Genomic DNA, 19,088 nt, shown 5'->3' with positions numbered 1-19,088 from the left:
AAAGGAGCGATCACATTGAATCATAGGTATCCCCTTTTGGTAAGCATCCCGATTGTCGCCCTCGTATTCATGCTTTCCGCTTGTGCAGGATCAAAGGAGCCTTCAACTGCACCAACAACTGTGCCGGAAACAGCAGCTCCTGCCCCGGAAACAGCAGCCCCTGAAGCTGAACCGGTTACGCCTGCTCCATCTGAGCAGAAGCCACCGGAACCATCCGCCCGCCCGGAGACCAAGAGCTTTGAGATGTTGACGGCGGAGGGGAATCAGTCACTAAAGGCGGTTCTGCACGAAGGCGAGGGATTCTCCTTGTATGTCTTTGAGAAATTTGCGTTTGACCCAGCTAAGGGCCGATTATCGTTAAGCGGCAACCCGGATTATTACGTGGACATTGAACCGCTTCCTGCCGATTATGATTTGGCTCAGCTTGAGGCCAAGGGCAAGGAAGAGTTGAGCGGGGCCGGTAAGGTGTCCGATTATAGCGGCGAGTTGGTTGAACATCCTTTGGGTTACGCGAAGCTATACCTACAAGCTTCCGGAGCGAAAGGCATAAGCGATTATATGGTTTGGACATCAAAAGCGGGGGATGCATTTCTGTTCCGCCTGCATAGTCCCAAAGGGGAGGAATCTTCCGATTTCGCCGGACCGGTTCTTGTTTCCCTATCTACGGTTGAAAGAGATTCATAGCGGTAACCCGTAACTATTACACCGTGCTGTTCCCATTCAAAAAAATACGATTAGATGAGGGAGCTAACGGCTCAAATTCGGTACGTATGCCGCGATACTTGCTGTCACCTAAAATACACTCACGCAGCCATAATGTGCGTGGGTGTATTTGGTGATGAAGCAGCTCGTTGATTGGATTCACTTACATCTGCTTCTTCAGATCATTTAATGAATATAAATGGGTAAGAGTGATGTTTGCGAGTACATTTAGGTTTTGCTTAAGTCCTTCCGCAGCGGGCGATAAGGAGCATCTATTAAAACTCAACCGACGAGTTACCGAGTTAGTTCGTGTGAGCGACGGCGCTGATTTCGATCAGTTGCTTAGGAGACGCCAGGTAGGTTACGCCGATGCAGCTGCCAGCAGGCCGGTGTTGCCCCATGTATTCCTTGAACAACCGGTTGGACGGCTCAAAATGCTCTTGTGGATTAGTCAGATAAATCTCCACATAGGCAAGGTTCGACTTCGTGACACCGAATCCCGCCAGCACGCGATCGAGATTCTCCAGCGTCTGCCGGGTCTGTGCCTCGATATCGTCCTCGCCGACGAACGTGCCCTCCATATCATGGGAGAATTGCCCCGAAATGTAGATGGTGCCGTTGACGCTGTAGCCTTGAGTGATGCCGTGATCCCAAAGATCGTGATTGTACGTTTTGACATTCGTCATTATTTTAATCTCCTTTACTTCAAAGTAAGGTTAGTATAGAATGAGCGCAAATAAAAATATAGTACGCACTTTATGGATAGGTACTATCAGAAAGAATAGTTAAATATGAGTATGGCTGAATATAAAGGCAAAGTTAAACATATTCAGGACACGCCTTTTGGGTACGCATTGTCAGTTATAGGTGGCAAATGGAAAATGGTTATTTTGTACCTCCTGGCAGAAAACCAACCGGTTCGCTTTAACGATATGAAGAGACAGATCGGGGCAATTACGTTCAAAACGTTAAGTTCACAACTTAAAGAATTAGAAGCGGATGGAATGGTGAATCGAAAAGAGTACCCTCAAGTTCCGCCGAAAGTTGAGTATAGTCTTACAGATAAGGCAGAAACTCTTTTACCCATTATGGAAGGGCTGTGTGAGTGGGGGGCGAAAAACCAAAAAATTAAGACTGATCTTTGAATGAATTATGTAATCCATGAAGCCCTGGTGCTCCTTCTGAAGCGAAGGAATCGGGGCTTTTTATGTGCGGTGAAACAATGAAGTACGGGTGATAAGTCGAATGGTTGGTCCTAAGCCAAGGGCTCGGCAGTTGTGTAATTTTCGGTATCAATAGAGATGTATATTAGGGGAGACGATACCGATGGGTTTAGGTTTATTTAGGAGATTACATAGGCCAACATTATATCAAAAAAAGTGTTGTTCAGTGTTCTAGGTAATTTCTATATATTGAGAAGGAAACACTGTGGAACTGAGTTAATCAATGGTAAAATAAGGATGACTAATTCGTGATATATGCTTATATAAGGAATTATACGAATTCGTGAAGATGGTATAAGAGGGCGTATTTGCGACATTCGCAGAATGGGAGTTAGGCGAAATCTTCGAAAAATGGAAAAACTCATCAAAGGATGAACGACTTATGATAATAGACCTGTATCATTATTATGAAGAGGATCAAGGACCATTTAAGAATTTATCTTCCTTAGAGCTCTATGAAGCAGAAGACATTTTACAAAAATTAAGGGAAATAGGGGACACTTTTGCAAGCAAGCGATCACTGGATTACATAAGGATTCGGAGAGAATTGGAGAATAAAGCAAGAGAGTTATTTACTTATAAAGGCGGTAAACCAACGAGTATGTATCCCCATTATATGACATTGGGAGCGTGTGAATGGATAAAAGAATGGTATAAGAACGGAAAACAAATCAAAATACCTATAACTGAATTTAACGAGGATAGTATAAGCTTTACATATGGGGATTTGTTTCCGACAATGAGGTATAAAGACGGAAAAGAATATCGAGGACAAGTATATACTTTATCTGAAATAAATGAAATGCTGAATAAATATGGATTACCACAAGAATGGAACAAGGAAGGAAAGAATGGGCCGGAAAGATACATAGAAGTACAAATCTGGAATGATGAAGTAATTAATAAGTACATATGTAAGTAGGACTGTGGGCCGAAGACTCCGCCTAACACCGTATTCACGCTGCGGGCCTGAAGGCCCTTGGTCTGCGAGAGGCATTTCGGGGAAGCGGAATCAGCAGACAACTCTGCACTGGCTAAGTCCGTCGGACCCGGGGCTTACGCCCCTTAAGCCAGTGAGGGTTCGTGAATACCAGAACGTTAGCAGAAATCACTGAGAATAACTATAAAACAATAAGAGCGGTGAATTTCTCTAGATGATAGAAAAAAATAAAGTTATGGACATGTTTATTGAAGCCTGTCCATCTTACAAACCAAGATTCGATAAGTACATTGCAGAAAATTATAAACCAGGAGAAGAAAGGCTGATGTATGTAGACATTTCTGACTTCATAGAGCACATGAATGAACTTCACAAAAATGGAAAATCGGAAGAGCTTGAAAAAATATTTAATGTAGTTGAACAACTATATATCCATGGAGATGAGTTTGTTAAAGAATTTGCGACTATTGGTATTTTAGAAGTGGTCTAATTCACGAACTGGAAAATCATCCCATAGATAAAAACAAATTTGAACTATATTTTAAACCAAATACAAGAGCTTGGTGGAGAAAATTAAATGATTTCTTGACTGGAAAGACAAAATATGTCGGAGGACCATTAAAGGATTAAAAGACCCTGAAAGTAGTTCAAGACGTCCGTGACATCAGCTAACACCATATTCATGCATCGGGCCATTCGGCCCTCGGTCCGGCAGAAGTTAGAAGAAGATTCGAAGAAGTAATTCAGCAGCAGGGAAGCAGATTCAGCCGGACACATCCGCACCGACTAAGCGCATCGCGCCCGGCGACTTCGTCGCCTTAAGTCGGTGGGACGTCGTGAATACAAGAACGTTATAGGAAATCAGCGTAATGCATTAAAATCTCTTAATTGGAGGTAGACCTATGCAGAAACCATTAATCCCGAAAGATCCTGTTGTACCTAATAACCAAGCATCAAATTGAACGTCTAACAGAAATAACATTTTCAGAATACATAGAACCTACTCGCTGTGATGCAATTTTTATTTTTGCCGGAACTCATCCAGGTCATTGGGAGAAAGCTATAGAAGCATATCGGTCAGGATTTGGTCAGCATTTAATAGTTACTGGTGGAGTAAGTCCTACAGGTGTTAAACATCCAGAGTGGCCAGATCCCAATACTCCAGAAGCAGATGTAATAATATCCGAGTTACTCAAAGCAGGGATTTCCAAAGATAATATAACTTTTGAAAACCGATCTGGAAATACATTGGAAAATGTCTTGTTCTCAAAAGAAGTTTTTGATTTTACCACTGTTTCTTCAATGCTCGTTGTTTGCAAGAACCACGCTGCTGGAAGACAAGTCAGAACATTAAAACAAAATATTGATTGCTCAATTTCGTATATCCCTTTTGGATTTGACACGATATATAACAATGATGTCTTTTCAAGAGCCAATTGGATGAATTCTACTAAGGGCAGATCAAGGGTTTGGGGAGAATTTTTAAGAATAAATTATCTTGGAGCCATCGGCCATGTGTTGCCCCTTGTAGAGAAAATTGAAGGGCTAGAAGACGAAGTAATGAAGACATTGAATGCTCTGTAAGTAATTCGAAGAGGACGCTGATAACCTATAACACCATATTCACGCTTCGGGCCATGCGGCCCTCGGTCCGCCCGAGGAATTTCAGAGAAGTAAATCAGCCGGACACATCCGCACCACCTAACCGCATCGCGGCCGCCCTTTGGGCTTAAGGTGGTGGGACGTCGTGAATACAACAACGTTAGGCGAAACTTCCGAAAGCTATATACAAAATCAAGCAATCGACAAACAGAACCCGAGTTGAAAAATGGAATCCTAAAATTACAGAGAATAATTAAATAGAAAGAACGGAGAGGTCTATTGAAAACAGAAGGTATAGTAGCAGTTATCATTAACGGATGGGATCCAGTTGGACTACTAGCTGGAGGTGCTCCGAGTAATGAATATGACATAGAAATAAAAGAGATAAGTAAAAGAATTAATTTAACGACTACAGAAATTGAATTAGCAAAGATAATTTACGATACCTTTAAAAATAAGATGGGAATTGAATTAAATCATTTAAATTGTTTGAAGTACGCTTTTAGAACGATACAAGACTTAAAACATAATAAGGGACTATAAAGGGCTACTATTTAATTAACTCGATGAGGCCGGAAGAATCGTCTAACACTGTATTTACGCCGCGTCACTTACGCTCCTTGGTCGCCAAGATGTAAGTCAGAGAAGTAGAACCTAGCGACACATTCAATCGGCTAAGTCTGACGACCCGGTACTTTGTGCCTTAAGCCGCTTGGACGTCAGAAATGAGGGAACGTTAGATGAAACCCCCTAGTGCTTGAAAATCTCTATACCCTAAATATGGAATTTGATGTAGAATAATAGAGAATTTAATAAGCCCTAAAGCATAGGGTATATTCAGGGTGAATAAATGAAAAAGTTATTTGTGATTCTCGTTGCTTTGGCAGTTTTAGTTGGGACTTCATCTTCTGCTTATGCTCATTCAGGGCGGACTGATAAAAATGGTGGACACAATTGCTCAGCAAAATCTAAACAAAAAGGACTTTGCACAGGATATCACTATCACAAAAAGAAGAAATAAAAACAATAGTATGAATAAAAACCCAGCTAAAGTAATTAAAGGCTGGGTTTAATTTTACAAAGAATAATAATGATATTTAAGTTATTCAATGAAGTGGGTGGAATTTTAACAACATATTCACGCATCGGGATGACTCCGTCGCCCCTCGGTCCGGCAGCAGCTTTGATGTAAATTCGGTGAGGCAACTCAGCTGCAGGGAAGCATAAACAGTCGGACACATCCGCACCGCCTAACCGCATCGCGGGCGCCCCTGGAGGGGCTTAAGGTGATGGGACGTCGTGAATACAACAACGTTAGCAGAAATACCCTAAACCTATTAATAAAGAGGAAGCCAATGATTATTCAAATTACTGATATCAACCTGGATAATAGGAAACAAATAAGTCATGCAACTAACAAAGTGATCTATGGATTTTGGATAAGATTTAAACACTCTAAATTTGAAGGTACAGCATATTTTGTGCCCTATAATTGTAAAGCTGAGGAAATAATATTTAACAAGGACTATTTTGTTGAAATTTCATATGAAACAATACTAACATACGTGAAAACTGAAAATACAACACCTAGTATTGAGTACAATAGTGAAGATGAGAGTTTTAATCTAAGAGGGAAAATTAGTTTTATAAGTGATGATGATGAAGTTGCTGTTTTAAACATATGGAACACTGAGTTTACCTTTGACAGTGATGAGATAGATATTAAGGAACTTATAATCAATGATTATATTGAAATTAGAATTAAAGACTTAATATTATGGGATGAAGGTATTTTCTGAGAAGAGGGTACATCGGCTAACATAGTGTTCACGCTGCGGGGGACAATCCCCCTTGATTCGCCCGAGGCTATAAAGCTGGAAGTAGCGCAGGCGAATAACCTTGCGAGGCTAAGTCTTCGACACGGCGCGTTGCGCCTTAAGCCTCTCAGGTTCGTGAACACAAGGACGTTATCGGAAATCAGCGAACACATAAAAACCCTCAATAATCCATTAGTCAAAAGGTATTCACCTAAAGGGCACAATAGTTCAATGAAAATAAAAGGAATCTATGGTGAAATATTTAAGGGGGATGAAAATTAGGGTGTGTGATTGATTTATAGAATAACTATTGAATTGGGAGTGTTGGGGTTTGAATAATTCTTGGAATAAAGTTATATATAAAATCGGTTCTCCGATTTATGATAAGTTTTTTAATTCGGGTATCTTCTTAAGTGCCCGGAAACAAGTACTCCAATCCATACCATTTAGTGGAGAACAAAAAATATTATTTGTCGGTGTAGGAACGGGTGCTGACTTAGAGCTAATCAATTATTCTGACTTAGATATAACTGCTATTGATTATTCACCTGATATGCTTGGAAAGGCAAAAACAAAGTTCAAGAATTCTACGATTAAATTTTTAGAAATGGATGCTCAAGATATGGCTTTTGAAGACGAATTATTCGACTATGTAGTTGCAAGTCTAATACTTTCAGTTGTACCAAATGCTAATAAATGTTTTCAAGAAATTTCGAGAGTTTTAAAGCACGAAGGAAAAATAATTATATTTGATAAATTTGCTCCTAAAAATAAAAAGCTTTCATTACCAAAGGTGATTTTAAGACCAATTATTAGCGCGTTAGGGACTGATATTGGTCGAAGTTTTGAAGAAATAGTTCCAAAAAATAATAAGAGTTTAAAAGTAGAAGAAGATTCACCAGTTATGATGAATGGAATGTATAGGAAAATAATAATTGCTAAAATTCATTGATGCTTAGAGGGATTTTCAAGATGATGAATCAGGCGAGCAACTAATGAAGAACTCAATAATCGAATAAGAAGGTGTACGATGATCACTTTTGAAAGAAATAATAATAAATTCAATTTTAGAGTAGCTGGCATTGCAATTCATAATAATCGAATATTGTTACATACGACTCTAAAGGATGATTTTTGGAATCTCCCTGGAGGGAGAGTTGAGTTTAATGAATCAACAGATCAAACAATTATTAGAGAAATTAAAGAAGAACTTGATATTGAAGTTCAAATGAAAGAACTACTTTTTGTGAATGAGGATTTCTTTGAATATGATGGCAAGCAATACCATGAGATTGGATTTTATTACTTAATTGATTTTCCCCAGGGGCATGAACTTGCAAAAAAAGATGAAGAATTTATTGGAATTGAAGACGGAGGAAAACTAATATTTAGATGGATTCCTTTAGATCAGTTAAATCATCTACATGTGTATCCAGAAATATTGAAGACAGAATTATTGAAGTTAAAAGATAAGAATCATATTAAACATTTTATAAACCATCAATAGAATCCTAGTTGCTCCCATCGATATGATGAATAGGTAAGCTTCAGCAATTTGAAAGTATTGTCTAAGGGGACTCTCTCAGTCTGAATTTCATCCACATGGGGAATATTATAAAGGAACTTATTTGACGTATTGATAGAAAATAATCTATGAAATGAATTATAGAGGAAGAGAAAGGACACTGAACTGAAGTCAGTGTCCTTTTAGTTGATGCTTTATTATTGTTAAAGAGTAGATGAGTTCTAAGTAATGGTGAGAGAAAGAGTATTAGATTATTGATGTTACCTTAGAACATTCAAGAAATTATGTAGACGATAAATTAGTTGGTGTAATAGTTTTGATTGGAAGGTTGGAATTGTGTGGGGGCTTTATGAAGTTTGCCTGAAAGAACTAAGAAGGTTTTTGAACGTTAAGTCGAGAAGACAATACTTTATATAACATTATATTCACGCGGCGAATCATCTGAAGTCGATCCTTGGTTCACCCGAGGCATTTCGAGGAATATGATCTAGGCGAACACCCCTAAGAAGCTATCCGTCGCGGCCGCCCCTGTTGGGGCTTGATCCTCTCGGGTTCGTAGATACAAGAACGTTATAAGAAATCCCCGCTAAAACATTAACTACAAGTGAGGAAGAGCAAAGAATGAGCCAATGGTTTGAACTACATAAAATAGATCATGATTCAATAAAGTTTGCAGTATTGATCACTAAATTCAATGATCAATTCATCATAATAAGTAATAAGAAGCGAGGAGGATGGGAGATCCCAGGGGATCGGCGTCGTGAACACAAGAACGTTATACGCCATTAACGGTAATTATTAAAGATAATATTTAAGGAGATTATTTATGAAAGGTAAGATACTCTTATTATTTTTTATTACGATAGTGTTTTCATCTTGCCAAAATATTAGTCAATCGACTACTTTGAACAGCGAAACTAAACCAATAATGAATTCTGAACTGCCTCCTGATGTAGTGAGTACAGGTAATGGAACAGGATCGAAGGAAATAACTGAAGGTCGATCAGATCCTTCTAACAATGATGTGTTATCCATGAGCATTGGGAACTATGATTTGAAAGGAGAATTTTATGATGAAATGCTTCGAAATCCTATAGATCATGATTATGAAGTGGAATTTAATAAATTTCAAAATTCCAAAGAGATTATTACAACATTGGAATGGGGGGCTTTGGGAAGCAAATATACAGATATTTGTTATGAAGAGTTGAATCAAGTATATAAAAAGCTTCTTTCTAAGTTGGATAGAGAACCAAGAGAAGCACTAATTGAATCGCAGAAAGAATGGTTACAGTATCACTTAAGGGAAACAAAATTTGTAGAGAAGACATTTATTAATAATGGTTACCTTGGATCACAAGGATCAGTAAGCCTAGGCACGGTTATACGGGAGAGAATTAGGGAAAGAACAATGCAGTTATTTGAATATCGATATTTGCTAGATGGTGAAGTTGAGTTTTTATACCAAAGTGAAAAATAGAGTTGGAGATTTGATATTAAGTGGGATGCAGATTCAGCTTGACAGAGCCATAAATAAAAAAATATTAAAGAAAATGGAGCTGACCCCAAATGAATATTAAAGAAACTGGATTTATATTATTTTTAGAGGATTACGATAAAAACGTAAATTTTTATACAGATAAACTTGGACTTAGGATTAGAGAAAGAAAAGAAGGATTAACAAAATTAGATTTTGGTAGTGGTTACTTAATGATTGAGGGCAATGGAGTTTCAAGTTATACAGAAAAGAATCGATCTCAGAATCCAACTGTTATAAGAATGGAAGTGGATGATTTTAAAGAAACGATAAACGAACTTGAGAATAGAGAAATATCGATTGAAGTGCATGAATTCAACTGGGGAACCATTGGTGTGATTATAGATCCTGAAGGAAATCGAATTGAAATTAAGAACTATCGGCCGGATCCTATCGGGTTCTGAAGGTGAGGGTGCGTGAATATACAGTAACGTTATGTGGAACTACTGCAATTCACGAACAAAAATCAAAAACATAATAAGATAGGTGAATCGTTGATGTTCTATGTAAATGCAAGAGCATTTATTGAGCGTGAAGGAAACAAAACGAAAGAAATCATCATTCAAACCAGGAATAAAAAGAATGAGGCATCATTAGAATTACCTGGTGGAAGGTTAGAACTGTATGAACCGATATTCGATGGATTGAAAAGAGAAGTATATGAAGAAACTGGATTGACAGTTATCGAGATAGAAAATAGTAATAAGCGAATGGATACACGTGGAATTAATCCTGATTTCGAGGTTGAGTGTCTAGAACCTTATTGTGTTTATCAAACCACGAAAGGACCCGTTGATTCCATAGGAATGTATTTTATATGTAAAGTTGAGGGTAGCCTCTTAGAGGCAGGAGATGAAACGACTAATATTAGATGGGAGTCTGTTGAAGAGATTCATAAACTAATGCTAGAAGATCCTCGACAGTTTTCGAATGTTGATCGTGCTGGGCTAATATATTATTTAAAACATCGGTTTGGAAAACACATCGACGAAGGCAGAATCAGCACATAACAACGTATCTATGCTTGCGGGTTATACCCTTGGTCCGCAAGATGAGAAGCATGTTCAGCTCACAGCTAATTCCGTTGGATCCGGCCCATTCGCGCCTTAGCCCCTCGAGTTCGTGAACACGGGAATGTTATTGGAAATATCCGCAAAAAAACGAAAGAAAGGGAGTTTAACGATGGATTTTCAAGAAATCAATCACAATTTGAAAGAAACAAGGGATGAATTACTAGGAACTCTTCAAGGATTGAATCGAAATCAATTAAACATCAAGGAAGATTCAGACCGTTGGAGTATTGGTCAGATATGTCAACACCTAATAAAGACGGAAGAATTATTTGTCGTAGCAATAAGAAAAGGATTAAAAAGCAAAGAGGATTCGTCAATAAAGGAAATTTCATTAGAATTTCTCCTTGATAGAAGTAAAAAGATTACAGCTCCTGACATAGCGAAACCAACGGATGAAATCATCGAATATAATGAGATTATTGAAAAACTAAAAAATTCGAGAGAGAAGTTATATGAACTATTAAATACAATAGAAGACCCATCCGTACTGAGTAGAAGACATTATATACACCCAGTCTTTAAAGAAATGCTATTAATTGATTGGGTGAGAACACTTTACTTACATGAACAAAGACATGTTAAACAAATCAATGAAATAAAAGAGGGATTAAAGTAAGGCTGTTGCTTATTGCACCTTAAGCCTCTCTGTATCGTAGATACAACAGACTAAAGCAATTATTTTATATAAGGTGACGAGGTATTGAAAAATGGAAACCTTGAGGATAATACCTGCGCAATTATGGGATGTGCATATTTTAAGCCAAATGAATAAAGAGCTGATTGAAGACGAAAAAAGCGATAACCAAATGACAATAAATGAATTGAACAACAGAATGAAAGATTTTCTGGATAATGATTGGAAGGCAAGTTTACTTGTCTTGGGTGATCATGTTGTAGGGTATGCTTTATATCAGGAAAGAGAGGACGTAAGCACCAGGAAGAACAAAACCTTCTATATAAGACAGTATTATATCAGTAGGCAATATCGAAGAAGAGGATTAGGAAAACAAGGAATAGATTTATTAAGAAACGAGTTATTTCAAGATTCAACTATATCTATTGATGTGTTAGAAAGTAATCCGACTGGAAGAAGATTTTGGGAAGAACTTGGGTTTAAAACATACTATACAAACATGAAATTTAAATCATAAGAATCTGAAAGTGATTCTCGGGTTCGTAGATACAACACCGTTATCAGAAAACACTAAAACCATGAAGACATCAAATCTTTAAGACATAGGAGTAGAACATGACCCCACCATTATTTGAGGAATTTTTAGTTGTTGCCAAGTGTTTAAACGAGAAATTTGAAATAAGTCCTTTGCTCTACGGATCACTTGGGCTGGAAATTTTAACGAGAAAATCTCTTAATCCTAAAGATATTGATTTATTAATTCCTTTAGAATTTATTCAAGAGAAATGGGAAAACCTTAGGAGCGAAATTGAAGGACTAGGATACAAATTAATTGATATTAATGAGCATGAGTTCAGTAATGGACACCATAAACTTGGGTTCTCTGATATCGAAGATTTAGAGGATTATGCTGCAATTCCTATTAACGAAATTGAATCCCGTGATTATGAGGGCATAAAATACAGACTTTTAAATCTTAATCAATATCTCTTGGTATACAGCCGATCGGTAAAAGATGGATATAGAGTAAATACAAGAAATAAAAAGGATAATGAAAAAATTGATTTAATTAAAAAAATATTGAAAGAACACTGATGTTAACATACATCAATAATAACAACAAGAGAAAGTAAAAACCCACCCAAAGGCTGAGGCCAGAGGTGGGTTTTGTTCCTATACGACTTAGAAGGGAATAAAAACCAATTGAACTGAAAATTAAAAACTAAAAAAAGAAGAGGCTGAAAACAAATGAATCCTCCGAAACATATTGTTTCTGCAGCAGCAATTGTAATAAATGATAAAGACGAATTGTTACTCATAAAAGGTCCAAGAAGGGGCTGGGAGATGCCCGGAGGCCAGGTGGAGATTGGAGAATCATTAAGTCAAGCTGCAATAAGAGAAACAAAAGAAGAATCAGGAATCGACATAGAAATCATTAGATTCTGTGGGATCTTTCAGAATGTTGGAAATTCAATTTGCAACACTTTATTTTTGGCAAGGCCTATAGGTGGAGAATTAATACAGACAACAGAAAGTTTGGATTCCGGCTTCTTTCCAGTTGAAAAAGCATTAGAGATGGTCAGTTGGAAGGATTTCAGAAAGAGAATTGAGTATTGTTTAAGAACAGAAGAGCAACCATTTTATGTTGAATTTACGGATGAGAAGAATATATGAGAGTGATGTTAATTTGAATTGGGGATCTGTTCAATGATGACGCCAAACAAGGTAATCTTTTGGGATTTTGATGGTACATTAGGTTATCGTCCCGATGGAATGTGGGGAGCATCGATGGTAGAAGCTCTTAAAAGGCATGATCCACGTACCCAGCTTATAGCATCAGATTTTCGGGAATTTCTGATCTCTGGATTCCCTTGGCATAACCCAGAACGATCCCATGCATTTAGAAATGCAGATGAATGGTGGCAGCCAATCATTGAGAGATTTATGGCTGGTTTTATTCATTATGGGATAGGAGAAGAAACCGCAATCAAACTTGCTCACGAAACGAGAAATATATTTCTGGATTTGAAGAGATGGGCACTATTTGATGATACCAAAGAAACCTTATTAGCTCTTAAAGTTTTAGGATGGAAGCATGGAGTTATTTCAAATCATGTTCCTGAGCTAGAGAATATATTGGATTTCTTAGGATTAACAAAGCATGTTGATCTAATAATCAATTCAGCACTTGTAGGATATGAAAAGCCGAATAAAGAGATATTTAGGATAGCTCTAGAACAAGCAAAATATCCAAATGATGTATGGATGGTAGGAGACAATTTGGAAGCTGATATATATGGTGCGGAGAAAGTGGGGATGAAATCCATTTTAGTGAGAAATGTGGATTCAAGAGCAAAGTTTAATTGTGAAGTTCTCAAAGAAGTTATAAACATAGTGGAAAGTAAATGCAATTAGGTGACAAACGGAAGGTTTATAGAAACAGAGCTTCCCACACACATTAAAAACTTCTATACCTACCAAATAGGAATACAAACAAAGGGATTCCATGTACTCTTACTTTAACTATTGGGATTGAGGGCGAATATAATTCAAAAAAACAGAAAGATGATCAGGTCGTAAATTTGAACATGGGGAGATAAAGTTATGTCAGAAAACAAATTACTAAGGATGGACAATGTCGGCATCGTTGTAGAATCCCTTGATGACGCTATCTCTTTCTTCGAGGAGATTGGCTTGACCCTTGAAGGGCGAACCACTGTTGAAGGTGAGTGGGCTGGACGCGTAACCGGACTAGGTTCTCAGTGCGTAGAGATTGCTATGATGGTTACCCCGGATGGGCACAGCCGGCTTGAACTTTCGAGATTCCTTACCCCATCTGCTATATCAGATCACCGGACTGCCCCTGTAAACTCCCTCGGTTATCTACGCGTCATGTTTACAGTTCAAGACATTGACGAAATGGTAACCAGACTCACTAAGTTGGGTGCTCAGCTCGTTGGCGAAGTGGTTCAGTACGGGGACTCGTATCGGCTCTGCTACATTCGAGGAATCGAGGGACTTCTAATCGGTCTGGCGGAACAACTCGGTAATAAGTAAGTAGGTGACGATTTATATTATGACCCGGATTAAGATAGAAATGGAAGGCCGGGCCGGGTTGCGTCGTAATTATAGGTAACGTTAACTGAAATTTCGGTAAGAGGTATATGATTTTATCATCTACAATGGGGGGGAATTACATTGCCATGGCCTATGGTCCATTTTGCAATTTCGGAAGGTCTATTTAATCAAGCTCCAACATCCAATCTTCTATTAGGAAGCATCGCTCCAGATGCAATTCATGTTAGGGGGCAAATAACCAGGGAAGAAAAAGGCGTAACACATTTCGTACATAACGGTCGATTACCAACGAAGGAATTAATACTGAAGAAGTATCAGGAATATTGGTTGAAGCGACAGGATCCTGAATGGAAGGACTTTGTACTAGGCTATTTTTCGCACATATATACGGATCTGAGATGGACGGAAACGGCATATGCGGACTTTGAGAAGGAATATACCGGCAATGAGATCCGAGAGATTTATAATCAGGAAGTTAGCCAAATCGAATTTGAACTTTTAAGATCAATGAGGAATGCGGATAAATTACTGATGTTAATTCAAAAGGCAGATGGATTTACAATTTCTCCATTGGTGACGCAACTTGAGGTAATCCAGTATAGAGACATTAAAGTGAATTGGCTTCGGGATCAGAATCATGAACCTCAAATAAGCCCAGTGTATTTTAAACCCGCTAAGATTGAGAACTTTATTCATGTAACGGTAAAAGAACTAAAGGAACAATTCAATGAATGAATTTGCATGGGTTCTTGAGACAGGAATAGAAGTGCTGAAAGATCTTATTTATTGAGGACTGTGAATGAAAAAATTGACCTGGTTTCTCTTGTTGGTTATTGTTGTCCTCTTCATTGGTCTCTATTATTTCATTCGTTTGAATGCAGACAATGATAAGAAGTATATCCAAAGAGGGGTATTAACAAATTTTAATAAGCTGGATTACAAAAGAATGAATCTACTGTATGAAAGGTTCCAAGAGCAAAAAGGCGATAATTTAATGCTAGTATCCCCGACAATGGATAGTGGTCCAATCATTTATGATGTGAGCTCTAACGGTTCAACAATTCGGTTTACAGTTGATACAACAAGAGACGGTAATAGTGCGGAGAGAAAGAAGATTACATATGTATGTAAAGAGATGAAAAAAGAGATAGGAACGAATCGTATTATTTTCACCGTATCTGGTTGTGAAGGATTTGAGAAGGATGAGGTGAAGGGATATCTGCAATTCTCAAGGGAAAAGTGAAGCGATACTCATAATAGAGGGGGGAGTACACAATGTTTAAACACCAATTAGATGATTCTTCTTTTTTATCGTTACTGGAGATCAAGGATGCAGATAAATTATATGCATTGATTAACAAAAATAGGGATCATATCGGTGAGTGGCTGAAGTTTCCCCGTATTACTGCAAAAGTCGAGGATTCAAAGACCTTTATTGAAAGAACACGCATAAGATATGCGAAGGATGAAGGTTACTGGTTAGGAATATGGATCGGGGATCAGCTGGCGGGTTCTATTGGTTACTTATATTTGGATCAAGAGAATAAGAAAACTGAAATTGGATATTGGTTAGGCAAGGAATATGAAGGAAAAGGAGTAGTGACTCAATCTATGAAAGTGCTAATCAATTATGCTTTTGATGAGCTTAAATTCAATAAGATTGAAGTAGGAGTTGCTACAGAAAATACAAAGAGCCGTGCAATTCCTCAGAAGTTAGGGTTCACACGTGAAGGAGTATTAAGGGATTACGAATATATCAATGGAAGATTTCTGGATAGAATAATCTATGGTTTGAAAGCAGATGAATGGAGAACGGAGTAGAATCCTTCGAATTTGAACACAGTTAATTACAATATTAAAGCCGATTACACTCATCATGGGGTAGTCGGCTTTTTGTCGTTCAGTCTTAAGAATCCCATCCCTTCCCATGACTTGGACCAGATTGCTCAACAAGGAGAAACGGCCATGTCGACGAACTTACAACTGTGCAATACACCCATATCTCCAGGTCGGGGGGATTGTCGGAACTTGAGAATTCCTTATTGAGTCAACGACCCCATCATGGAGTACAACAGGGGATACCACGGAGAAATCGAGGTGATGTTAGTCGATGATACACAGGACCTTAGCGTCAGACTAGCCATGTGCCAAAGGAACCGGGATCCGCGCGGGAAATACGACGCCCTTGTGGTCGGTCCGGCTCTCAAGTCGAAATGTCTTTGGTTTCTTTTCTTCTGATCTTTCGTACTTTGTTCGGAATTTACGCAACATCTCTTTGAAGCCCAATGATTCGTATATACAATAACAATACGAAATTAACATTTTTTAGAAAAAGAGGGTGATTCGTAGCATGAGATCCTGGTTTATCACTCGCTTTCCCCCCTTGCACTCGATTGTCGTGCAGCTGTTCCTCTTTTTTTTCTTCGGGATGACTCTTCCTGTCCTTATTGGAGGGTTCTTGTCCTACCACAAATCGTCCCTGATCGTTGAAGAGCAGGTCAGCAAAGTGGCCGCGCTAACGATTGTGCAGGTCAGCGATAAGCTGAACATGTTCTTCAAGAAACTGGACGACTCCTCCATGATGGTACTGAATAGCAAGATCGTCCACAATATTTTGGAACAGAGACAGGGTGATAACGCCTATGAAACGACGCTCAAGGTCAAGGATGGCAAAGATATGCTGACCTCGATCATGATCAATTCGCCGGAAATTCTTGATATTTATATTTTTGACGTCAAGGGCAAAAATTCGGTCCTCAGTGCAGACTCACTCATGTCGATTCCGACGCAGTGGGATTCCGACTGGTACAAAGCCATTTTGAAGGCTAACGGAAATGCCGTATGGTTCGGGCTCTCCGACACCTCCTACTTGAAGAAGACGGGGATGGGATTCCCGGTATTTGGTCTCGGAAGAGCGATCCGAAGCTGGGAGACGGGTGAAATCATCGGCGTCATGTTTGTGGAGTTGATGGGGAATAAGCTGATCAATGAGCTGAACCGCGTTCGATTCGGCGACTCGGGTTACGTATATGTCGTCAACGAACAGAATCAGTATTTCTACCACCCGGATCCGGGCGAGTATGGTCAAACATCGAAGCTGCGGCTGCCAGACCGGAAAATGCAGCTGCGCGAGGGCAGCCGGAACACGTTGATCATTCCCGAACAGCTAGACACAGGCTTGCGCGTTGTCGGCGTCGTGCCGCTCGAGGAGATGACGGCCGATTCAGCCAGCATCCGCAACCTGACGGTGTTGATCACCCTGTGCTCCGTCGTGCTGGCGATCGGTATGGGCTATTACGTAACGCGTAGAATCGGAAATCCTCTCGTTAACTTAAGCCGCTTAATGCGTAAAGGGGAAGCCGGCGACTTGACCATCCGCAGCCGCAATGTCGGATGCAATGAAATCGGTCAGCTTGGGCGCAGCTTCAATAAGATGATTGAACAGATCGAGCTGCTCATCGAGCGGATTGCCAAGGAAGAATCCGAGAAGAAGAAGGCCGAAATCCGGGCGCTTCGGTACCAGATCAATCCGCACTTTCTGTACAACACGTTGAATTCGATCCGCTGGCTGGCGAAGCTGAACCGCACGAATGATGTCGACCAAGCTGTCACGTCGCTCGTTCAGCTGCTTGAGGTCAGTATGGGACGCAGCGGTGTCTTCATCCCATTAGGAGAGGAGCTGGACCTGCTGCAGAAATACATGGTTATTCAAGGGTACCGGTATGACAATGCCATCACACTGCTTATGGATTGTCCCGATGAGCTGAAGCAAATTCCGATTCCGCGCATGCTGCTGCAGCCGATTGTTGAGAATGCGGTTTTCCACGGCATCGCCCCGAAGGATGAACCGGGCACGATTCAGATACGTGCGCGGCAGGAGGGAGAGGAGATAATCATCTGCATCGCCGATGACGGTGTAGGCATGAGCGAGGAGCGGCTTGCCCAAATTTTTGCTGATGAGCGGCCGCATCATAGCCGGGGGATGACCAATATCGGGCTGCGTCATGTGCATCAGACGATTCGGCTGTATTATGGCAGCGGATACGGGGTCAGCGTGACCAGCGAGCTCATGCAGGGGACGGAGGTCACGATTACTTTTTCAAAATTGAAGGGGGATCAGGATGTACAAAGTGCTGTTGGTTGACGACGAAGCCATCGCGAGAATGGGGATACGATCTACTTTTGATTGGGAAGTAAACGGCTTTGAGCTTGTGGGAGAGGCCTCCAACGGCCAGCGGGCGATGAAATGGGTCGAAAGCAAGGAAATCGACATCCTGATTACCGATATTGCGATGCCGGTGATGGATGGGCTCGAGCTGGCGCGCAGAACGAGGGAGCTGTGCCCTTGGGTCAAAGTGCTCCTGCTCAGCTGCCACAGCGATTTCGAATATGTCCGCGAGGGAATTCGGCTGGGTGCCTTTGACTACATTTTGAAACCGATGCTGAGTGCGGAATCGCTTAAAAATGTACTGTATGAAATGCGCCAGAAGCTGCAGAGGGAGAAGGAAGAGCAGCGTATTTTGGAGCTGTACAAGGGTAAAGACATGACGGATCCGGCGATTGCTGTGATGCCGCTGCCCACCCCTGTGGATTGCCCGCCCCCGGATAAATCGCTTCACCAGCGGATCGTGCAGCAGGCGGTTGAATATATCTCGGAGCACTTTACAGAGTCGATCTCTCTGCAGCAGGTTGCCGACAGCGTGTGCGTCAGCCGCAATTATTTCAGTGAAATGTTCAAGCGGGTTACCGGCCACAATTTCATTGATTACTTGATATCACTGCGGGTGAACCGGGCCAAGGAGCTTCTGCAGAATCCCACAATGAAAGTATACGAAGTCGCAGAGCTGTCTGGCTTTAATGACTGCAAGCATTTCAGCAAGCAGTTCAAGAAAGTCGTTGGACTGACGCCTGCAGAATTCCAGGGAATGCCCCGCAGATGATTGCGAAGCACCGAAAC

At 40.1% G+C, this 19,088-nt stretch carries 25 protein-coding genes; 24 read left to right on the top strand and 1 reads right to left on the bottom strand.

The features are described from left to right. The first annotated feature begins 15 nt into the window (after nt 1-15). Complete coding sequence (locus ACTHPM_RS12200) at nt 16-684, top strand: hypothetical protein (protein WP_440396093.1); 669 nt, start codon at nt 16-18, stop codon at nt 682-684. Nucleotides 685-1,004: 320 nt separating this feature from the next. Here the strand turns inward: ACTHPM_RS12200 and ACTHPM_RS12195 are convergent, their stop codons facing one another. Next, nucleotides 1,005-1,388, bottom strand: coding sequence for a RidA family protein (locus ACTHPM_RS12195; RefSeq protein ID WP_440396094.1), 384 nt, complete (start codon nt 1,386-1,388; stop codon nt 1,005-1,007). Nucleotides 1,389-1,493: 105 nt separating this feature from the next. Between ACTHPM_RS12195 and ACTHPM_RS12190 the strand changes: the two genes are divergently transcribed. From ACTHPM_RS12190 to ACTHPM_RS12080, 23 genes are all read left to right on the top strand, one after another. Continuing rightward, nucleotides 1,494-1,847 carry a winged helix-turn-helix transcriptional regulator gene (locus ACTHPM_RS12190; RefSeq protein WP_440396095.1) on the top strand — a complete coding sequence of 118 codons (354 nt, stop codon included), beginning with the start codon at nt 1,494-1,496 and terminating at the stop codon, nt 1,845-1,847. Nucleotides 1,848-2,307: 460 nt separating this feature from the next. Then, nucleotides 2,308-2,847 carry a hypothetical protein gene (locus ACTHPM_RS12185; protein ID WP_440396096.1) on the top strand — a complete coding sequence of 180 codons (540 nt, stop codon included), beginning with the start codon at nt 2,308-2,310 and terminating at the stop codon, nt 2,845-2,847. Nucleotides 2,848-3,079: 232 nt separating this feature from the next. Beyond that, on the top strand, nt 3,080-3,355 hold the full coding sequence (locus ACTHPM_RS12180) for a DUF7674 family protein (protein WP_440396097.1): 276 nt from the start codon (nt 3,080-3,082) through the stop codon (nt 3,353-3,355). A gap of 443 nt (nt 3,356-3,798) precedes the next feature. Further along, nucleotides 3,799-4,449 carry a YdcF family protein gene (locus tag ACTHPM_RS12175; RefSeq protein WP_440396098.1) on the top strand — a complete coding sequence of 217 codons (651 nt, stop codon included), beginning with the start codon at nt 3,799-3,801 and terminating at the stop codon, nt 4,447-4,449. Between the two features lie 297 nt (nt 4,450-4,746). Beyond that, a complete protein-coding gene (locus tag ACTHPM_RS12170; protein ID WP_440396099.1) occupies nt 4,747-5,010 on the top strand; it encodes a hypothetical protein in 264 nt (87 codons plus the stop codon). 307 nt (nt 5,011-5,317) lie between these two features. Continuing rightward, nucleotides 5,318-5,488, top strand: coding sequence for a YHYH domain-containing protein (locus tag ACTHPM_RS12165; protein WP_440396100.1), 171 nt, complete (start codon nt 5,318-5,320; stop codon nt 5,486-5,488). Nucleotides 5,489-5,756: 268 nt separating this feature from the next. After that, nucleotides 5,757-6,266, top strand: a complete 510-nt coding sequence (locus ACTHPM_RS12160) for a hypothetical protein (protein WP_440396101.1) — start codon at nt 5,757-5,759, stop codon at nt 6,264-6,266. A gap of 349 nt (nt 6,267-6,615) precedes the next feature. Continuing rightward, on the top strand, nt 6,616-7,236 hold the full coding sequence (locus ACTHPM_RS12155; RefSeq protein ID WP_440396102.1) for a class I SAM-dependent methyltransferase: 621 nt from the start codon (nt 6,616-6,618) through the stop codon (nt 7,234-7,236). 78 nt (nt 7,237-7,314) lie between these two features. Continuing rightward, nucleotides 7,315-7,791 carry an NUDIX hydrolase gene (locus ACTHPM_RS12150; RefSeq protein WP_440396103.1) on the top strand — a complete coding sequence of 159 codons (477 nt, stop codon included), beginning with the start codon at nt 7,315-7,317 and terminating at the stop codon, nt 7,789-7,791. 844 nt (nt 7,792-8,635) lie between these two features. Next, nucleotides 8,636-9,289: a lysozyme inhibitor LprI family protein gene (locus tag ACTHPM_RS12145; protein WP_440396104.1), complete on the top strand. Its 654-nt coding sequence runs from the start codon at nt 8,636-8,638 to the stop codon at nt 9,287-9,289. Nucleotides 9,290-9,378: 89 nt separating this feature from the next. Continuing rightward, complete coding sequence (locus ACTHPM_RS12140; protein WP_440396105.1) at nt 9,379-9,750, top strand: VOC family protein; 372 nt, start codon at nt 9,379-9,381, stop codon at nt 9,748-9,750. Nucleotides 9,751-9,843: 93 nt separating this feature from the next. Next, nucleotides 9,844-10,356: an NUDIX hydrolase gene (locus ACTHPM_RS12135; protein ID WP_440421562.1), complete on the top strand. Its 513-nt coding sequence runs from the start codon at nt 9,844-9,846 to the stop codon at nt 10,354-10,356. A 172-nt stretch (nt 10,357-10,528) separates the two neighbouring features. Continuing rightward, nucleotides 10,529-11,035, top strand: a complete 507-nt coding sequence (locus ACTHPM_RS12130; protein WP_440396107.1) for a DinB family protein — start codon at nt 10,529-10,531, stop codon at nt 11,033-11,035. Between the two features lie 91 nt (nt 11,036-11,126). Beyond that, entirely contained in the window at nt 11,127-11,570 is a 444-nt protein-coding gene (locus tag ACTHPM_RS12125) for a GNAT family N-acetyltransferase (RefSeq protein WP_440396108.1), read from the top strand. A gap of 98 nt (nt 11,571-11,668) precedes the next feature. Next, nucleotides 11,669-12,148: a hypothetical protein gene (locus tag ACTHPM_RS12120; RefSeq protein WP_440396109.1), complete on the top strand. Its 480-nt coding sequence runs from the start codon at nt 11,669-11,671 to the stop codon at nt 12,146-12,148. 153 nt (nt 12,149-12,301) lie between these two features. After that, nucleotides 12,302-12,727: an NUDIX hydrolase gene (locus ACTHPM_RS12115; RefSeq protein WP_440396110.1), complete on the top strand. Its 426-nt coding sequence runs from the start codon at nt 12,302-12,304 to the stop codon at nt 12,725-12,727. 33 nt (nt 12,728-12,760) lie between these two features. Next, complete coding sequence (locus ACTHPM_RS12110) at nt 12,761-13,468, top strand: HAD family hydrolase (protein WP_440396111.1); 708 nt, start codon at nt 12,761-12,763, stop codon at nt 13,466-13,468. 189 nt (nt 13,469-13,657) lie between these two features. Beyond that, nucleotides 13,658-14,110 (top strand): VOC family protein, encoded by a 453-nt coding sequence (locus ACTHPM_RS12105; protein ID WP_440396112.1) that lies wholly within the window; start codon nt 13,658-13,660, stop codon nt 14,108-14,110. 141 nt (nt 14,111-14,251) lie between these two features. Next, nucleotides 14,252-14,866, top strand: a complete 615-nt coding sequence (locus ACTHPM_RS12100; protein ID WP_440421560.1) for a hypothetical protein — start codon at nt 14,252-14,254, stop codon at nt 14,864-14,866. 64 nt (nt 14,867-14,930) lie between these two features. Beyond that, a complete protein-coding gene (locus ACTHPM_RS12095) occupies nt 14,931-15,374 on the top strand; it encodes a hypothetical protein (RefSeq protein ID WP_440396114.1) in 444 nt (147 codons plus the stop codon). 32 nt (nt 15,375-15,406) lie between these two features. Then, nucleotides 15,407-15,952: a GNAT family N-acetyltransferase gene (locus ACTHPM_RS12090; protein WP_440396115.1), complete on the top strand. Its 546-nt coding sequence runs from the start codon at nt 15,407-15,409 to the stop codon at nt 15,950-15,952. A gap of 637 nt (nt 15,953-16,589) precedes the next feature. Then, on the top strand, nt 16,590-18,275 hold the full coding sequence (locus ACTHPM_RS12085; RefSeq protein ID WP_440396116.1) for a sensor histidine kinase: 1,686 nt from the start codon (nt 16,590-16,592) through the stop codon (nt 18,273-18,275). Beyond that, on the top strand, nt 18,253-19,071 hold the full coding sequence (locus tag ACTHPM_RS12080) for a response regulator transcription factor (protein WP_440396117.1): 819 nt from the start codon (nt 18,253-18,255) through the stop codon (nt 19,069-19,071). The genes ACTHPM_RS12085 and ACTHPM_RS12080 overlap by 23 nt, the downstream gene beginning before the upstream one ends. Nucleotides 19,072-19,088 lie beyond the last annotated feature (17 nt).

This window comes from Paenibacillus sp. SAFN-054 (assembly GCF_051966755.1).
In the GTDB taxonomy this organism is placed as follows: domain Bacteria; phylum Bacillota; class Bacilli; order Paenibacillales; family Paenibacillaceae; genus Paenibacillus_AQ.
Note: the sequence above shows the minus strand (reverse complement) of the source record. Positions and strands in the feature narration are given on the sequence as shown.